The 17,345-nt window shown below is 55.4% G+C and carries 10 protein-coding genes; 7 read left to right on the top strand and 3 right to left on the bottom strand.

Annotated elements, in window-relative coordinates; all coding sequences use genetic code 11:
• Nucleotide 1: 1 nt before the first annotated feature.
• The 7 genes from Poly21_RS16175 (at nt 2) to Poly21_RS16200 (ending at nt 9,974) form a co-directional block, all read left to right on the top strand.
• The gene (locus Poly21_RS16175; protein ID WP_146408752.1) at nt 2-1,429 is read left to right on the top strand and encodes a sulfatase; all 1,428 of its coding nucleotides are present in this window, start codon (nt 2-4) and stop codon (nt 1,427-1,429) included.
• A 43-nt stretch (nt 1,430-1,472) separates the two neighbouring features.
• Entirely contained in the window at nt 1,473-2,849 is a 1,377-nt protein-coding gene (locus Poly21_RS16180; protein ID WP_146407958.1) for a sulfatase family protein, read from the top strand.
• Nucleotides 2,850-2,975: 126 nt separating this feature from the next.
• Entirely contained in the window at nt 2,976-4,229 is a 1,254-nt protein-coding gene (locus Poly21_RS16185; protein WP_146407959.1) for a sialidase family protein, read from the top strand.
• A gap of 358 nt (nt 4,230-4,587) precedes the next feature.
• Nucleotides 4,588-4,749, top strand: coding sequence for a hypothetical protein (locus Poly21_RS27615; RefSeq protein ID WP_302119192.1), 162 nt, complete (start codon nt 4,588-4,590; stop codon nt 4,747-4,749).
• 83 nt (nt 4,750-4,832) lie between these two features.
• The gene (locus Poly21_RS16190) at nt 4,833-6,047 is read left to right on the top strand and encodes a DUF1559 domain-containing protein (RefSeq protein ID WP_146407960.1); all 1,215 of its coding nucleotides are present in this window, start codon (nt 4,833-4,835) and stop codon (nt 6,045-6,047) included.
• A gap of 125 nt (nt 6,048-6,172) precedes the next feature.
• Nucleotides 6,173-9,130 carry an exo-alpha-sialidase gene (locus Poly21_RS16195; RefSeq protein WP_146407961.1) on the top strand — a complete coding sequence of 986 codons (2,958 nt, stop codon included), beginning with the start codon at nt 6,173-6,175 and terminating at the stop codon, nt 9,128-9,130.
• 127 nt (nt 9,131-9,257) lie between these two features.
• Entirely contained in the window at nt 9,258-9,974 is a 717-nt protein-coding gene (locus tag Poly21_RS16200) for a GntR family transcriptional regulator (RefSeq protein WP_146407962.1), read from the top strand.
• Nucleotides 9,975-9,979: 5 nt separating this feature from the next.
• On the opposite strand, the gene Poly21_RS16205 is transcribed toward Poly21_RS16200, so the two are convergent.
• From Poly21_RS16205 to Poly21_RS16215, 3 genes are all read right to left on the bottom strand, one after another.
• Entirely contained in the window at nt 9,980-13,234 is a 3,255-nt protein-coding gene (locus Poly21_RS16205; RefSeq protein ID WP_496109473.1) for a sulfatase-like hydrolase/transferase, read from the bottom strand.
• Nucleotides 13,235-13,505: 271 nt separating this feature from the next.
• Nucleotides 13,506-15,233, bottom strand: coding sequence for a trypsin-like peptidase domain-containing protein (locus Poly21_RS16210; protein WP_146407963.1), 1,728 nt, complete (start codon nt 15,231-15,233; stop codon nt 13,506-13,508).
• A gap of 13 nt (nt 15,234-15,246) precedes the next feature.
• Complete coding sequence (locus tag Poly21_RS16215) at nt 15,247-17,343, bottom strand: trypsin-like peptidase domain-containing protein (RefSeq protein ID WP_146407964.1); 2,097 nt, start codon at nt 17,341-17,343, stop codon at nt 15,247-15,249.
• Between the last annotated feature and the right edge of the window lie 2 nt (nt 17,344-17,345).

The raw sequence follows: 17,345 nt of genomic DNA on the forward strand, positions 1-17,345 counted from the left end.
CATGATTTATCGTATCACGTTGGCCTGCCTGCTGTTGACGGTGCTGACGCAGCAACTGGAGGCAGCGTCTCCTCGCATTGTATTGATCTTAGTGGATGATTTGGGATGGTCTGATCTGGGCTGTTATGGGCACCCCTATCACCGTACTCCTCACATCGATGCACTCGCATCCCAAGGCATACGATTTACAGATGCTTATTCGCCTGCGCCTATTTGTTCTGCGGCACGCGCAAGCATCCTGACTGGAAAAGCGGTCCCGCGTCTACACTTCGAATTCGTCACGAAGTCGAAACCTGGGCTCCAAAAAATCGACGCCAGGGTGCCATTGCAGTCGCCTCCGATCACGCTGAATCTACCCCTGGCCGAACGTACGATTGCCGAGCGATTGAGGGACGAAGATTACCTGACGGCATTTTTTGGGAAGTGGCACGTCAATCAACATTTTCAAGGGCGCTACCTCGCTTGGGATCCAAAATTTGGGCCACAGAAACAAGGGTTTGAGGTTGCAGTAGAAGACTTTGGCGATCATCCCTATGCATGGGGCAAGCAGGGCACACCCGGCCCTCTACCTGAGGGGAGGTTCCCTACGGACTCGCTCATTGATTCAGCGGCTGACTTTTTGGGCGAGCCCCATGCCCAGCCATTCTTCGCGATGGTATCGCTCTATCATGTTCATACGCCCGTCAAGAATCGGACTCGGTGGTTGATCGAACAATACAATGATCGTATCCCGCGTGATGCTATCAATCGCGATCAACGACTCGAGTATGCTGCTTTTGTCGAGACACTCGACCATCATGTGGGCACGCTACTCAGCGCCATTGACGCCTCGGGTAAGGCTGACGATACGCTGGTTGTTTTCATGTCCGATAATGGTGGCCACCCTGAATTTTGTTCCAATGCGCCGCTGCGTGGTTCCAAATGGAATCTATATGAAGGTGGGATTCGGGTGCCATTGATCGCTCGATGGCCTGGCAAAGTGACCCCGGAGTCGGAGTGTCACACACCTGTCATCGGCTACGACCTGCTGCCGACGTTTGTTGAGATCGCGGGTGGTCAAACCAACGATGTTGATGGGGAAAGTTTCGCATCACTATTGACGAGTCCGAGTGCCGAACTCCCTCGACAGTTGGTGTGGTCGTTTCCTTACTACCATCCGGAAACGGGGTATGCAGCAGCCTTGGACGAGATTGGGATAAACGATTTTGCTGTTAGTAAAACACGGCCGCAGGCTGCCCTCCGCCGCGGTAACTATAAATTGCTGCAGTTCTATGAGGACGAGCGAGTGGAATTGTATGATTTGGACGCTGATATTTCTGAGCAGCATGACCTGAGTCGCCGCAACCCGCAGTTGGCCGAGGATCTCGCAACTCAACTACGATCGACTCTTGATCGGATGAACGCTCGCCTCGCCGTGCCGAAGCCATAGGCTGGGCTCTCGAGCTCGTCTACCGACAAACCATTGGACCCTCATGAAAAAATACTCTTGGTCGACAGTTTCGCTTGCGGTGAGCATCTTGCTCGTCCTTTCGGTTTCAGTTGCGGAAGCTGAAGCAGGATCAGTGGAACGCCCCAACCTGATTCTGATATTGGCTGACGATCTTGGTCATGGCGATTTGTCGTGTCACGGCAGTACCGAGGTAAGTACGCCGCATCTGGATCGACTGGCTTCCGAAGGGGTCATGATGACGCACATGCGCGCGAACTGCACGGTTTGCTCGCCCACGCGAGCAGCAATTTTGACAGGAAAGTATGCCGATCGAGCGGGCGTGCCCGGTGTTATCCGCACCAATCCTGATCAGTCTTGGGGATACCTCGATCCTAACCTACCGACACTGGCCAATTCTCTTTCCGATGCTGGCTATCACACGGCGATTGTCGGAAAATGGCACTTGGGATTGGAGGCTCCTAACACGCCTCTCGACCGTGGCTTCGATCACTTTCACGGATTCCTCGGCGACATGATGGATGACTACTACACCCATCGCCGAGGAGGTCTCAATTTGATGCGTCATGATCGACAGACGATTGATCCGCCAGGCCACGCGACAGAATTGTTTACTCAGTGGTCAATGGAGTATTTGTCTAGCCGATCGGAGCATCATGAGCAGCCCTTCTTTCTGTACCTGCCTTACAACGCACCGCACTTTCCAATTCAGCCGCCGGCGTTGTGGGAGGCCAAGATTCGCCAGCAGTTTCCTGGCCTGACTGATGCACGTATCAAGAATGTGGCCTTTGTAGAACATCTCGACGATCAAATTGGCAGGCTCTTGCAGCACGTCGACAAGCTCGGCCTTCGTGAGAACACGGTGATCGCATTCACATCAGACAACGGTGGATCGTTGCCACATGCGCAGAACAACGATCCTTGGCGAGGCGGCAAGCAAAGTCATTATGACGGTGGTTTGCGAGTGCCGTGTTTCGTTCGGTATCCGCCTGAAATCGAGGCTGGGACCAAACATGACATTCCGGTGCTGACCTTTGATATTGCGGCCACATTCATGGCCTATGCAGGACTCGAAATTCCCGAAGACTTTGATGCCGTCGATATGCGACATGCCATCGCTGGCGAGAACGTCGCAGCCGAGCGAGAGATGTACTTCGTGCGGCGAGAGGGCGGCCCAGCGTATGGTGGCAAAGCCTATCATGCGATCGTCAAAGGCAAATGGAAACTGCTGCAGAATGATCCTTATTCTCCCCTCGAGTTGTATGATCTCGAGAATGATCCCGGTGAGAAAACGAATCTAGCCGGTGAGAAGAAGGGAGTCGTCAGGAGATTGCAAATGGACATCAGTCGACACATCCAGCAGGGCGGAGCGACCGCTTGGCAACCTCCCTCCCTTCGCTAGCGGACAACACCGCGCACCTGTATCGCGAGATTGGCGACCGGTGATGATGGAAGGTTCCGACGAGCCTCGATGGTCGATGCTTACAGACGACTTCCAGTAGCTACACAGACAAACGGAATGATGCATATGACCCCTGTGAATTTCGCCCTCGTGGTTTCATACCCTCACGGGATCTTGGCCAAGACTTATTTGAGTTCTTTGATTCCAGTTGTGGCGACCTGGATGCTCTTAGTTATTCCAGGAATCGTCGCAGCAGAGACGCCCCCTGGAGAAACGCTCGCTGCAGAGGCCAAGGTCGAGCCGGTTCCCGGCACGGTGATTGCCCATCGTCCAGCGTCTACCGGCGTGTTTATCGGATCGCCGAGTATCGCCATTCTGCCCAACGGGGACTACGTTGCCTCGCATGATCAGTTTGGCGAAGCAGCAAAGAAGCAGGGGCAGTTTGGTGTGGTCCAGATTTATCGGTCGAGCGATCGGGGGGAGTCGTGGACGCACCTTTCCACCGTTACGAATGCGCACTGGTCCAACCTGTTTGTGCACCACGGTGCTCTGTATTTGCTCGGTACGTTTCCAGGCGATATCGTTATTCGTCGCAGTGATGATGGAGGCGTCACATGGACCGATCCTGTCGATGGCAAGACGGGACGGCTCACCGATGAGGGCGTCTATCACACTGCTCCCACGCCCGTCGTCGTGCACCAAGGGCGGTTGGTGCGAGCTTTTGAAAAGAGTGAAGAACGCGGTTTCTCGGGACTGAAGCCTTGCTTGCTATCGGTGGATGAAGATGCCGATTTGCTTGATTCCGGAAACTGGTTTCAAAGCGAGCCGTCGATCCATGATCGAAGTTGGCTACCCGGCAACGAGTTCCGAGGTTGGCTCGAAGGCAACGCGGTGGTCGGTCCTCAGGGAGAATTGGTCAACATGCTTCGCGTTCATACATTCCTCGGGGCCGAGCGTGCCGCGATATTGACGTTCGCTGATTCGCAATCTCGTCACCCGGTTCGCGACGAACCAGAGGTCGTGTTCATGCCCGGCGGCGCCAAAAAGTTTTCGATCCGCTATGACGAGGAAACGAATCGATATTGGGCGCTCGTCAATTGGGTGCCTGAGGCCGACCAGCAGCCCCATCCAGCCCGCTATCGCAATCGGCTGGCCCTGGTTTCCTCGGAGGACCTGCGGCACTGGGACGTAATCAAAACGATTATCGCCGCTGAGGATGCAAACATGATTGGGTTCCAGTACGCTGATTTCGTCATGGATGGTAATGATATCGTCGCGGTCTCGCGGACGGCGTTCCCCGGCGAAACGGGTGGTGCAGACAACTATCACAATGCGAACTTCATGACCTTCCATCGGATTGAGAACTTTCGCGGTCTCTGAGTTGGGGCGCGTTTTCAATACTGTTTGCCGGGGGCGTCGCATCGGCTGGTCTGGCCGACCTGGGCAGGATTGCTTGGCAGCACGCTCGGCAGGATGGTTGTGAGGAATATCTGATGCGCACCGCATGCTCGCGGCGATTGCGATCTGCGCCGGAGCGAATACTGGCAGGTGGTTCCCGCTGCCGGCAATGAGCGGCGGCTGATCGCTCGCCGCCGGATGTCAGCGAACTTCTTACGGTGCTCAGGGCTACGCTAAAAAACGATTGCTTCCGGGAAATTCCCCTTGACGAGTCTATATATCTCTATAGACTCCTAGGGTTGACTGTTTTTTCTTCCTTTTTGTGGATTGTGAATGACCCATGCGAAGCACTTCCCTGCACATGCTTTTTTTGGCCGCCACTGCCTTCATGCTGTTTGCTCCGGGCTGCGGCTCGTCGTCGGAACCAACGATCATCGAGCAACCTCCGGTGCCCGAGGATCAGTACGACGAAAATGGCGTCGAGCTGGAGAAAGGCGTCTAGAGCCCAAGAACTTCTAGTTCGATGGCAACACGGCGTCATGCCGAAATCCCCATTATTTCCCCTCCATTTATGAAAGATTTCCAATGTGTCAAGCAAAGGCTCGTAAGCAGAACGGCTTCACTTTGGTGGAGTTGCTCGTCGTGATTGCCATCATCGGCGTGCTCGTCGGATTGTTGCTGCCCGCCGTGCAGGCGGCTCGGGAGGCTGCTCGGCGAATGAGTTGCAGCAATAACTTCAAACAGCTGGGTTTGGCGATCCACAATTATCACGCGGCCTACAACCAATTGCCGAAGAATGGGACGGGAACCTCCCGTCCGATCGGCTCGACCTTGTCCAATAACGCTTACGCACTTTTAAGCGGGACCGTGGGGCTGCTGCCGTTCATGGAACAGCAGGCGATGTGGAACCAGATTAGCAATCCGCTCAACGTGAACGCGAATGGGACGCCGAAGACCGGCGTGCCGTATCCCGCGATGGGGCCTCCGCCATGGAGCAGTGCTTACGGTCCGTGGCTTAGTGAGATCCCGGCCCTGCGATGCCCCAGTGATCCCGGCTTTGGATTGCCAGCGAAAGGGCGGACGAACTATACCTTCTGTCTTGGCGATGCCATGCTGCTGGTGCATTCGGGCGGTCGAAATCGCAAGAATGTATACGCCGACGCGCCTGGGACTGCCCGCGAGAATTCAACGGGCTATGGGGATAATGATGACACGGGTGCTGCGACGAGGGCTCGCGCAAATAACCGGGGTATGTTTTGGTTTCGCCATGATCTGGGGTTCCGGGACGTCCTTGATGGTTTGTCCAACACCATCGCAATGGGCGAAATCGCGACCAGCCTCGGCGCTGGCGAGATTAATGCAGACATGGCTTATGACGCCACTGCCGAGGTGATGACCAACCCAGCCTATTGCGACAGTTTCATCGATAGCGCCCGCCCGCAATTTCTACTTGCGGGCACCCGGATTGTGGGCGTTGGCGGTGGTGACTGCTCACGAGGTTATCGTTGGGCGGAAGGGCGGATCACCTTTTCCGCATTCATGACGATCCGTCCTCCAAATAAAATTAGTTGCATGTGGGGTGACTCCGAGAGCAATCAGGGATACTCCACCGCGGGAAGTCGACACCAAGGCGGTTGCCATGTTTTGATGGGTGACGGCGCGGTCAAGTTCATCACTGACAGTATTGAGGCGGGGAACCCGTCTGCGGCTCCGGCGTCCAACGGTGCGATGACCAATTACGGTCTGTGGGGGGCCCTTGGTACCCGTGCGGCTGCGGAAGTAATCGATCAGGACTTCTGACGCCGCTGTCCCTGCCTCGTTGTTGTTCTTGCCCCTGTTGTCAGCTTGACAGCGGGGGCTTTGTCTATAGACTATGTGTGTTCCCTATGCGCCGCGTCGACTCACCAGACCTCAAGAGAAACTTCATGATCCGAGCCTTTACGTTTGTTGTGCTGTGCAGTTTGTATACGAGCCTCAGCGTCGGGGGCGCCGAGCCTGACTGGAAACTCAAGCCGCTGCCCTATAACCACCCCGGTCTCCAGGTCGATCTGGGCGTTGGACTGTGGGCGTGGCCGATGCCGATGGACTATGACGGCGACGGTGACTTGGACTTGCTGGTGGGCTGCCCTGACAAGCCGTCCAACGGTGTTTTCTTTTTCGAGAATCCCACTCAGGATCCAAGCGTCAAAATGCCGGTCTTCAAGCCGGCCGTGAAGCTCGGTAAGGCCTCGCATTACATGATGGTCAGTCATGTCGATGGCGAGCCGATTATCATGCAGCCCGCGAAGGAATTTCGGCGTGATCCGAAGTCAGGAAAGTTTGACTTCGGCAAACCGCAGCGTATTTACTCCCGCGAGAAGCCTGAACTCGACGCGGCGGGACGCACGCGCGGCAACATGTGGCGGTATGTCGATTACGACGGTGACGGCGACCACGACATCATCATTGGCATTGGCGATTGGACGGATCTGGGGTGGGACCATGCCTACGACAATAACGGTACATGGCGTAACGGCCCGCTCCATGGGTACGTCTACCTCATTACCAACGAGGGCAGTGACCAGGAACCGCGTTACTCGGAAACCCAAGAGAGGTTGCATGCTGCTGGCGGAGCGATTGACGTGTACGGTTGGCCCTGCCCCAACTTTGCAGATTTCGACGGTGACGGCGACTTGGATCTCATCTGCGGTGAGTTTCTCGACGGCTTTACGTATTTTGAGAATATCGGTTCGCGGTCGGTCCCTGAGTATGCAGCGGGGCAAAAGCTCGCCGACGATTTGGGGAATCCGTTGCGCATGGATCTGCAAATGATCACGCCCACAGCCGTGGACTGGGACTCCGATGGAGACATCGACTTGATCGTCGGCGATGAGGATGGTCGTGTTGCCTTCGTTGAAAACACGGGACAACTTCGTCGTCGCACCCCTGTCTTCACAGCCCCACAGTACTTTCGTCAGGAAGCCGACACGTTGAAATTCGGCGCTCTCTCGACGCCCTACGTCTACGACTGGGACAACGATGGCGATGAAGACATCATTTGCGGAAACACGGCCGGGTCGGTTGCGGTTTTCGAGAACCTTGGCGACACCGCGGATGGACTTCCCAAGTGGGCCGAGCCGCAATTGCTGAACGTCAGTACCGCTGACGGTTCCACTGAGCCGTTTCGCGTGATGGCCGGTGAAAGTGGTTCAATTCAAGGCCCCTGTGAAGCAAAATGGGGCTATACGACTTTGTCCGTGGCGGACTGGGACGGTGATGGTGATGGCGACATTATTTACAATTCCATCCTCTCCCGATTGGGGTTGCTGATTAACGAATCCGGGACGCTGGTTGAGCAGGAGTTCGATACCGGTTTAAGTGAGTCGCCACCGGCCTGGTATTGGTGGCAAACCAAGTCGAGTTCTGCGTTAACGCAATGGCGCACGACGCCCGTCGCCATCGATTTTGACAACGACCAAGAGCTCGATTTGGTCATGCTCGATCAGGCCGGATATCTGACGCTGCGGCGCTCAGGCGGAGCGGCCGAGCGAATCTTTATCGACGAGAATAATGAGCCGCTGCGATTGAATACGGGCACCTGTGGTCGCTCGGGACGCGTCAAGTTATCAGTGGTGGACTGGGACGGGGATTCGCGACTGGACGTGTTGGTCAATTCTGAGAATGCAACATGGTATCGCAACTGCGAAGATCGAGACGGAAAAGTCGTTCTTAAAAAGGTGGGCAATTTGGCCAAGCGAAATGTTGCCGGCCATACCTCCAGTCCGGCCGTTTGCGATTTCGACCGCGATGGCAAACCCGATCTGTTAGTCGGCAGCGAAAATGGGCGGATCTACCATATCGCTCACGATGACTGCGTCGAGTTCAGTGCCGAAGAGATAGCGGCAACGCCGGCGGAAGCCGAGGCGAAAACACCTTTTCCGGGTTGGGTGGAAGACGAATTCATATACAAAGCCGGACCTTTTCCTCAATGTCATGCATCCACGATCTGTGAAACCAGTCGCGGGTTGGTTGCCGCTTGGTTTGGCGGAACCAAGGAAGGCGACGAGGATGTTTGCATCTGGACGAGCTATCACGATGGATTGAACTGGTCATCACCCATTCGCACGGCCGACGGAGTCCAGCATGACGGACTGCGCTATCCGTGTTGGAACCCCGTCCTGTATCAACCGCCCGGGGATGCACCGACACTGTTGTTCTACAAGGTCGGGCCGAATCCACGGCAATGGTGGGGTGAGATGATGGTGAGCTACGATCGTGGGCGAACTTTTGTCGAGCGGCAACGACTGCCAGAAGGCATTGCGGGTCCCATCCGCTGCAAACCTGTCTTGCTCGCCGATGGCAAGACGTTGCTCTGCGGGTCTTCTTCGGAGCATGATGGGTGGCGAGTTCACTTTGAAGAGATTCAGCTGACTGACGGGGAGATCAACGATCGTTGGCGTCGCACGGAACCCATTAACGACGGAAAAACCTTCAGTGCGATCCAGCCGACTATTCTGGAGCACCCGGATGGTCGATTGCAGGTGCTGTGCCGAACTCGACAAGGCGTCGTCGCGACGAGTGAATCGACTGATCAAGGGAAGACCTGGTCGAAGCTGCGTGCCACCGATCTGCCGAATCCGAATTCAGGCATCGACGCCGTGACTCTTGCGGATGGGCGTTATCTGTTGGTGTACAACGCGATCTCATCGGGCCGAGGAGAATTGAATCTCGCCATTTCGGAAGACGGTTCGACATGGAAACCCGTCGCCGTGATCGAGAAAGCGGAGGGTGCGGAATTCAGTTACCCCGCCATGATTCAAAGCGGTGACGGAAAAGTTCACGTGACCTATACATGGAATCGCAAGCGAATCAAGCATGTTGTGGTCGATCCGAGTCAGCTCTAAGGTTCTGAAAACGCTAGTCGATGCTAGCGAATGACTCTATGCTATCATTGCCGGTGGGCTATCCTGCTCGGTATTCAACAATGAAAGCACCCGTCATCACTCAGGTCATTCGCTAAAGATCAATCGTATGAATCACGAGACCCATGCCAGCCGCGCCTATCAGCATCTTCGGAACAAGCTGATTTCGGGAGCTTTTGAGCCGGGGACGCGGTTGCTTTACGGACCAATTGGGAAGGAGATCGGTGTCAGTGCGACACCCGTGCGAGAGGCCGCCGGTCAGCTCGCCAATGAAGGTCTCGTCGAGCTGGTGCCTCAATTGGGCGCGATTGTGCGCCGCATCGACCGTGATGAATTGCGAGAGATCTATGAAGTTCGTGAGATTATCGAACCCAGTGCAGCGGCGCTGGCCGCCCAGAGAGCAACCCCGGAGCAACTCGCGTCGATCGAATCAGAACTGAACCGGATGCTCGAATTGGCAGCTGAGCAGCGTGAATCAGACTCCCAATACGCTGACAAGGTGCTGACAGGTCAATTCGACAAGGCGGATTACACGTTTCACATTCGCGTGTTTGAATCGACCGGGAACCGATCGCTCATCCGCACAGCATCTCAGTCGCATGTGCTGACGCGAGTGTTCGGTGTCTGCCGCTACCTGTACGATGCTGATTCGATGGCGATTACCTGCACTGATCATCAGCAGATCTTTGATGCCATCAGCTCAAAAGACGCCAGTGGCGCAAAACAGGCCGCGGTGGACCATATCCGCAAGGGCCAACGTATTTCCTTGGAAAGACTTGACGCATTTGCCGATGACGCGGTGGGTTTTCAAAGACCCCGCCGGTGAACGGGCTATGGGGTGGTGTCCTGGAAGTAGAAGTCATACCAGGCGCGTTCACGCAGCTTCTTGCCGGTCGGGAGGCCAGCGGGTTTGAGTTCGCCGCACCAGTTTTTCAGCTCCTCATATAGCTTGTGAGCGAGCTCGGTGTGTTCGTCGACGAGATTTCGATGCTCGTGTTGATCGCTCTCGAGATCGAATAGGAATCTTCTGTCATCACCCACGTAAATGTATTTCCATTTGCCGCGACGAATCGCGGCTTGGTCCCAGAACCGAAAATACAGTGTACGGGTCGACGGATTTTGAATGTCGTTCATCAGTGGAATGACGTTGACGCCGTCCAGCTCAGGGCCCGCCTCGACAAGGTTGCCACCTGCCAGTTTTAGCACGCTCGGTGCAATGTCGAGCGTGCTCAGCGGCCAGTCATAGGTCGTACCGCTCGGCAATTGGCTGGGGAGGCTCCAGATCATCGGCACGCGAATTCCGCCTTCGCTGAGCATGCCTTTTTCACCTACCCATGGATCATTCAGCGATCCGTCCCAACCGCCGGGGTCTCGATCAATGGGGGTGTCAGGGCGAGTCATCTTGAGCGGGGCACCATTGTCGCTCGTCAGGACGATCAGAGTATTCTCGAGCAGCCCCTGATCCTCCAACGTCTCGACGACTTGGCCGACGCCGTCATCGATCGCTGAGATCATGGCCAATGCGTAGCGTCGACGGGTTGGCATGTCGGTGGGAAATCGGTCGAGGTATTTTTGTGTGGCTTCGAGCGGTGTGTGCGGCCCGTAGTAATTCAATTGCAGATAAAAAGGCGATTCCTGATTGCGTTTGATGAAGCTGAGGGCAGCGGCGGTTTGCACATCAATGCGGAAGTCACCATTCTGAATCTGTTTCATTTTCGGTAGCACGGTCGAGGTGCCCGTCCCTGTCGTTGCTGCGACCGCCGCAGGCAGACTCTCGGCGAGATCATCCGCATCCAGCAGATAGTTGACACGGTAGTTGCGAAGTTCGCCCCAGAAATACTCGTCAAAACCCTGCGCTGCGGGCGAATAAGGCTGGATTTTCCCCCACGGAATCCGAATTTCGTGACGACGTTTGCCAGCCATGGCTGGCAGCTCGCGTCTTAACCAGTCAACGCATGTCACATTGGGTTCCAAGTGCCACTTGCCGACGAAGCCGGTGCGGTATCCCAGCGGCTGTAGTCGTTCGGCAATCGTCACCGCTTCGCTCGGCAGCGGCATGTCTGGAATCGTATCGATGCCGAAGCGTTGTTGGCTTCGCCCGGTCATCAGTCCGACGCGCGAGGGACTGCATTGAGGAGACGTCACGTACCCTGCGGTGCAGCGGACACCTCGCTCGGCTAACGCATCGATGTGAGGTGTCAGTACATCGTCGACTTCGTTTTGGCATCCGAGGTCGGCCCAACCATGATCATCCGTCAAGATAACAATCACATTTGGCTGGGTTGCGGGCACGACAGCGAGCGCAGTGCGGTCAGCGATGACAAAATGGCCTAGCAACTCATCGGATGCGGGATTGCCGATTGACCACACCGCACCGGGGCGTGATTGCTGAGTCTTGGTTTGGCCAGGATCGATCCTGCCGTATGATTTCCCTTGGCCTTGGCGATCCATCCAGAACAGTTCAACGGCGTGACGTTGTTTGTTAATGAAGTGCACCGGAAACGGATTCCCATCCGGCCTAGAGGCGGGGGCATCCTCCGCGGTGGCGGGATGCCACGCCAGCTTAGCGAGTGACGCAACGGAGGGTTCGACGCGCTCCGCAAACTCGCGGGGAGCTTCGTTTCGAAACACAGTCAAGCGATCTTGCATTGCGGGCTGTGCCGCCAGGTTGGTCCACTCGTGCGGATCAGTCTGGATGTCATACAACTCTTCGCTGCCATCGGCGTAGTGAATGTAGCGATGAGACGGGCCGCTGATGGCATAGCCGTGCGGTTTAGCGAGAAATGTTACCGAGTCGTGATGCCAACTTGTTGTCTTGGGATCGCGAAGCAGAGGCAGCAGACTGGGGCCGTCATTATCTTGCTTCGCAGGAAGTTGGCATAAATCCAGGAGGGTTGGGTATAGGCTCAACAGGTTCACGGGCGCGTCGCAAACGGCGCCTGCAGTGGTCCCGCCGGCAAGCGTTTGGCTGGTTGCCTTGGGGACACGGATCATCAGGGGCACCCGCGTGACTGCGCGCCAAGGAGTGTACTTTTGCCAGTGCTCTTTTTCGCCGAGTTGCCAGCCATGGTCTGACCACAGGACGACAATCGTGTTGTTCGCATTTGGGCCGGAGTCCAATGCGTCGAGCACTCGACCCAGCATCGCGTCGGCAAAGTGAATCGATGCGAGGTAGCCTTGGATGCCCTGCTTCCATTGTCCTTGGTCTTGGATATGGGCAAAGTAACGGTTGCGGGCAGCTTGTTTTCCGGACTCAGGGACATCGTCCAAGTCGTCCTCGCGATACCCTGGGGGCAGCTGGATGCGATCGAGCGGGAAGGGCTCATAATATTTTTTGGGAACGAACCATGGCTCGTGCGGTCGGTAGATTCCGCATCCCAGAAAGAACGGTTTTTCGTGCTCACGCCCGAGTTGCTCGCCAATCCATTGGGTGACGGACCAGTCCCCTCCGAACTCCTCGTCGGTCACGTCCAGGGCTGCCCAGTCGGTTTCGACGTACTGCCACGGTCCGCCGCGTTTCAAGCTGACCGGTCGCACGGAGGGATAGTACGTTTGTGGAAACGGATTCTCTGATTCTGCTTTGGGAAAATACTCGTCCCAGGACTGGGCATCAATAAAGTAGTGCAGCAGTTTGCCTGAACCGGCCGCATAGTAGCCCTGGTCACGAAAGTACTGCGGGATAATGGTGTCAGCGGGCATGATTTCCCGCATTTGCTGCCGATTGTCGTACAACCCAGACTTATTGGGGGCGCGCCCGGTAAAGATCGCCGATCGGCAGGGATTGCACGCCGGCGCTGGACAATGGGCATTCGTGAACAGCACACCGCTGGCGGCCAGCCGATCCAAGTTCGGAGTGAGCGTTTGCGGATGTCCCCCCAAACAGCCAATCCAATCGTTGAGATCGTCCATCGCAATGAACAGCACGTTGGGACGGGAGGTCAGTGGGGGCTCTCCCGCCATGCTAGGCGAATAAAATGCGAGAAAGACTGCAGCAAATATCAACCAACTCGCTGTGTGCCAAGCTGTGTCGATTGCGTGAGTATTTGCCAGCCAAGAGCCGGTGCGATGGGAGGCGAGAATTTTCATGTCAGCTTGAACTCCTCCGAAACGGAGCTGAGTCGATTTGCTCGCGAGGTCGTTGAAAGTGATTTGTCACAAAATCCGAAGCGGTTTTAACATGCGGTGCGGCTGTGACCGGGTAACGCATAGTCTACCTTTTCGTGACGTGGTCTGCGCCTCGCTGGCGATGATCGGCCGTCTGTTCCGCCACCACGCGGTGACCCGAGCGGGGTTTGAAAATCGCCCCGGGCATCAGAATCGACAGCAGTTTCAGGAACAGTTGGCTGAACCAATTTGATTATCGCGTCTTGACCTGATATTTCGCTAGCCAGTCGGGTGACTGTGATGTCGCTTGCGAGATTATCAATTCAATTGGAAGGATCGCTTCGTGACGTCGCCACCCGGACTGATAGCTCTCGCTCAGATCAGCTTCGCCCGCATGCAGTAAACCAATCAGGCCATTGGTAAGCCGATCGAAAACCGGCGAACCCGAGTTTCCTCTTGAAGTGTCGCAGTCAGCAGCGAAAACGGGCATGCCCTCCCAACGGAGCGAGTACTGCTCGTATTGCTTGCTGGACTCGAAGGGCGATGTTGCGGAGCGTGAGATGAAGCTGCCCATGAACTGTCGCCATTCATTTTCACTGTCTGGCGACTTGTTCGTTTCATAACACATCTCCATCCGAAGTTTGTCGAAGCCAAACTGGTTGGTCCGAAACGGGAAAAGTACGAACGCATTGTCATGGACCAATCGCATCGCACCTGCCGGATGGCCGACGACATAGATCGCATCGTCGCGAAGCAATTGGCGATCATCCAAGGTCGGCAAAGGATATTTCAATTCCCCGCCATTGGTAAGCTCGTGGATCCGGGGCCCATCGTCTTTCCCTCTCAATTCAACGAGCGCAAAGTCGAGCTGGACGTGCAGTGGGCCGATTGGTTGACCCGCACAAATCATATCCCCTAACGGAAATACATCTGGGGCTTGCGTCGGATGAGCATGCGTCGACTCGTAGTTGAACCAAGCCTCACATTGCGAAGGCTCCAACCCCATGAGAGTAAAGTTATGCAGGCAGGTTAGGATCAATCCCTCACCAATCAAAACGCCTGTACCAAACGGGCGGTCTTCACCCGCCCGAACCAACGCACAACAACTACGGGAGTTCTGATAGATCAGCTCGTAAACTTCGGGGCGATAGTTATCCATCCTTCCAAATCGGGCTTTCAAGCCAGCTTCCCGGATGTCTCCAAGTTGCTGACATAACAGTTCCCGTTCCGAAGCTGCTCCAACACCTTCTTGGTACGACATGACAATTGCTTCTTCAGCACTGTGTAAGCTCGCCTGTAGCTCCCGTTCGGCGGTAATGCTCTCGGGTTGTTGCACCCAACGTTGGAAATCCTGTTCGACATGGTCCATCGCACGGTCGACATTAGCAACCGCCATTGTTGGGCCGATTTCTCGACTACGCTGCTTCCACTGATCGACCGCCTTTAGGGTCATTCCTGTGATCTCAGTTGTGTCTCCTCGATTCCTCGTGGTGACCGTCAAGGGAAGATCCGCCATGATCTCTGCACGCTTTATGTAGCGAGATCGTTCATTGGCGGCATCGGTGTGCGTCATCCCAAGTGCTCCGCGACTGCCAACGGTCACTGGATCGATCGACAGCGTTGGCTGCGATTCCTCGGCTAATCCGCGAGTTTGGGAGGTTTTGTTGGTGTGAAAACGTGCCTCGCCATGCGGCGCCACATGGATCGGTGGAGAAGTATCCGCAACGGGATGATCGACCCGAAATTCGAGTGTTTTCCCGCTCCAGCCAAAAGCGCCGGTCACTCGCCTGGTGTGGTTTTGAGCGTCCTTGGGAAAAGCCAGGATCGGTCTTGATCGGTTGTACGCTTCGTACCGCTCTATAAACGCTTCGACGTCTGCGTCAGTTTGCCCAAACACTACATTGGCCAATGCAACTTGCAGGAGAACTACGAGAACACGCAGTTGTGGGAATCGTAGCACTGTTGAGGATGAAGTCTTCATAATTCTGGCTCCGCTATTCGCTTTGGTCGGTATTTGGATCTGGAACCGGGACTATGATTTTATCTCGGAACACGGAGGCTCGAGTCACCATTTCACCGGCTTGTGAGTCAGCAACCATATTGGTGAAGAAACACCGGTTCTCGTGGATGCGAAAATCTTGGCTGCCACGAACCAAGATGCCCACGACTTTACCAGTCGTGTCGACAACCACCGATCCGGAATTGCCTCCGTATGCATCGAGGTTGGTCTTCAGCCACACCGGGTCAATGCCAACAACTTTCGTCGTCGCGCCAAAAGCCGCCTTGCTGGGTAGCCCGGAGGGATGACCAATCATGCCGATGTTTTGTCCCTCTTGTGGTTCGAGTTCTGATATCGTCAATGGTGCCGCACCCGGGAAAGTGACAGGGCGATCGAGTTGAATGATCGCGTAATCACCTCCGCTATCGAGTCGATGCGAAACCACACGCTTCCCGAAATAAACCTGATTGGCATGCAATTTTGATGGGGTGGTGACTGGGTCGCCCTGAGAAATAGTGCCGCTATCGGTGGCGTAGAAACCAAACACAAATGCAATTTGTTGTGCCTCGTCGTCAGTCGGCTGGCAGCAGTGACCGGCAGTGCAAATGACATCCGGTCCAACAAGGAAACCGCTGCACCAACCGCCTAATTTCTGCTCGGAAAATCGCTCGTTTCCGCATGGCGGAAGATCGCTATACTGATAGTCTTGCAAGAACAAATGTTGTTCCTCGCCATCTTCCATGATGCGAGTTCGCGAAGTGAGTAAGCAGGTACTCGCCGCCAAGCGACGTTCAATCGATTGAGTGTCCAAACGAAGAATGTCGATCCGATCATCAGGGCCATAGACGATTTTGGGTCCTGACGTTTTGTCGACCAATGAGCCCTCCTCGTAGAACAGTTTTGCGCGATAGCCACGCAGCTGATCGTTGATCAGGTCTGCCTTTGTGGGCGTTTCCGGCAGACCTGAACGAGGATTTGCCTCGGCCGGTGCAACCGCGTCACTTCGCCGAGGGGAGGGGAAGTATCGCCGATTCGAGTTGCGAGGGTATTCAGCTTCCCAGTTCTTGAGCTGCTGTGTGAGATGGGGCGCCGTCGACTTGACGGTGAGCGATTCGGCACCCTGGGCTGTGCTGGCGACAGCTGGCGTTGGCGTTGCTATTGGGTATAGGTGCCGTAGACCCTCGATGTCTCCAGTGGAGAGGTTTTCGCCACTTCCGATTGGAGTACAGGGGCTGGCAGTGGAGACATAAAACAAATCTTCAAATCGATACAACATGATCGACTCGCGATCAAAGTTCCCTACCGTGCCCGCCGATGCTGGCAGTTGTCGCAGATTATGATCTACCATCTCCCGATTCCAATAATTTGGCCAGCCTGATAGATACGTGTAGATGCCAGGTCGCTTGCCCTGATTGTCTCGTACGAACTGACCTCGCGGGTCTTCGGTGTTGACGTATCCGGGATCATCGTCCCAGCGGAACTGTGAGTCACAGCCACCGACGGGACTTTGATGTTCGTGCTTGAATGCGATCGCATGCAGAAACTCATGGCGGACCGTTCTCCGCCAATTCGTAGGCCGCTGGATATGAAACCCTCCCAGGTTTAACGAGCGTTGGTTGGCACGCCCGCCAACGAGGCCATTGGGACGCCCAATGAATGGAGTGATGCTGTCGCGACCAATCAGGGAGAAGTAGCCTTGCTGGTCGAACGACACACGAATGTCAGCGGTATACTCGATGTCAGATGGATCCCATTTTCTGAATTCTCCGCTGGATGAATCGAGTCCAAAATCAAACGTCAGGTTACAGTTGTCTGATATTTGTTTTGTAGCTGCAGCGATGTCAGCGTGTAGATCCGCTGTGCCGCCGAGAAAAGCGACGGTCACGATTGCATTTTGATCCCATTTCTGAAGATCAGAAACGAAGAACTGGTCACCAAAACCGCCTACTGCGCCCGAAGCAAAAAATTTATCTCGCGATTCCATTGTTGCCAAAACATCCGTTGGCAAGTTGTCAAGCATGATTGCATCTTGTCCCCCTGCTTGTTTCGCACTCAATAGTAAAGCTAAACTGCACCAGAATAGGAATCGCATAG

Origin of the sequence: Allorhodopirellula heiligendammensis, from assembly GCF_007860105.1 — a bacterium.
Classification (GTDB): domain Bacteria; phylum Planctomycetota; class Planctomycetia; order Pirellulales; family Pirellulaceae; genus Rhodopirellula; species Rhodopirellula heiligendammensis.

Excerpts from the sequence above, each read along its gene's own strand:
- Poly21_RS16175 (WP_146408752.1), top strand. The coding sequence starts at position 2 with ATGATTTATCGTATCACGTTGGCCTGCCTGCTGTTGACGGTGCTGACG.
- Poly21_RS16215 (WP_146407964.1), bottom strand. The coding sequence starts at position 17,343 with ATGCGATTCCTATTCTGGTGCAGTTTAGCTTTACTATTGAGTGCGAAA.
- Poly21_RS16190 (WP_146407960.1), top strand. The coding sequence starts at position 4,833 with ATGTGTCAAGCAAAGGCTCGTAAGCAGAACGGCTTCACTTTGGTGGAG.
- Poly21_RS16205 (WP_496109473.1), bottom strand. The coding sequence starts at position 13,234 with ATGAAAATTCTCGCCTCCCATCGCACCGGCTCTTGGCTGGCAAATACT.
- Poly21_RS16210 (WP_146407963.1), bottom strand. The coding sequence starts at position 15,233 with ATGAAGACTTCATCCTCAACAGTGCTACGATTCCCACAACTGCGTGTT.
- Poly21_RS16195 (WP_146407961.1), top strand. The coding sequence starts at position 6,173 with ATGATCCGAGCCTTTACGTTTGTTGTGCTGTGCAGTTTGTATACGAGC.
- Poly21_RS27615 (WP_302119192.1), top strand. The coding sequence starts at position 4,588 with ATGCGAAGCACTTCCCTGCACATGCTTTTTTTGGCCGCCACTGCCTTC.
- Poly21_RS16180 (WP_146407958.1), top strand. The coding sequence starts at position 1,473 with ATGAAAAAATACTCTTGGTCGACAGTTTCGCTTGCGGTGAGCATCTTG.
- Poly21_RS16185 (WP_146407959.1), top strand. The coding sequence starts at position 2,976 with ATGACCCCTGTGAATTTCGCCCTCGTGGTTTCATACCCTCACGGGATC.
- Poly21_RS16200 (WP_146407962.1), top strand. The coding sequence starts at position 9,258 with ATGAATCACGAGACCCATGCCAGCCGCGCCTATCAGCATCTTCGGAAC.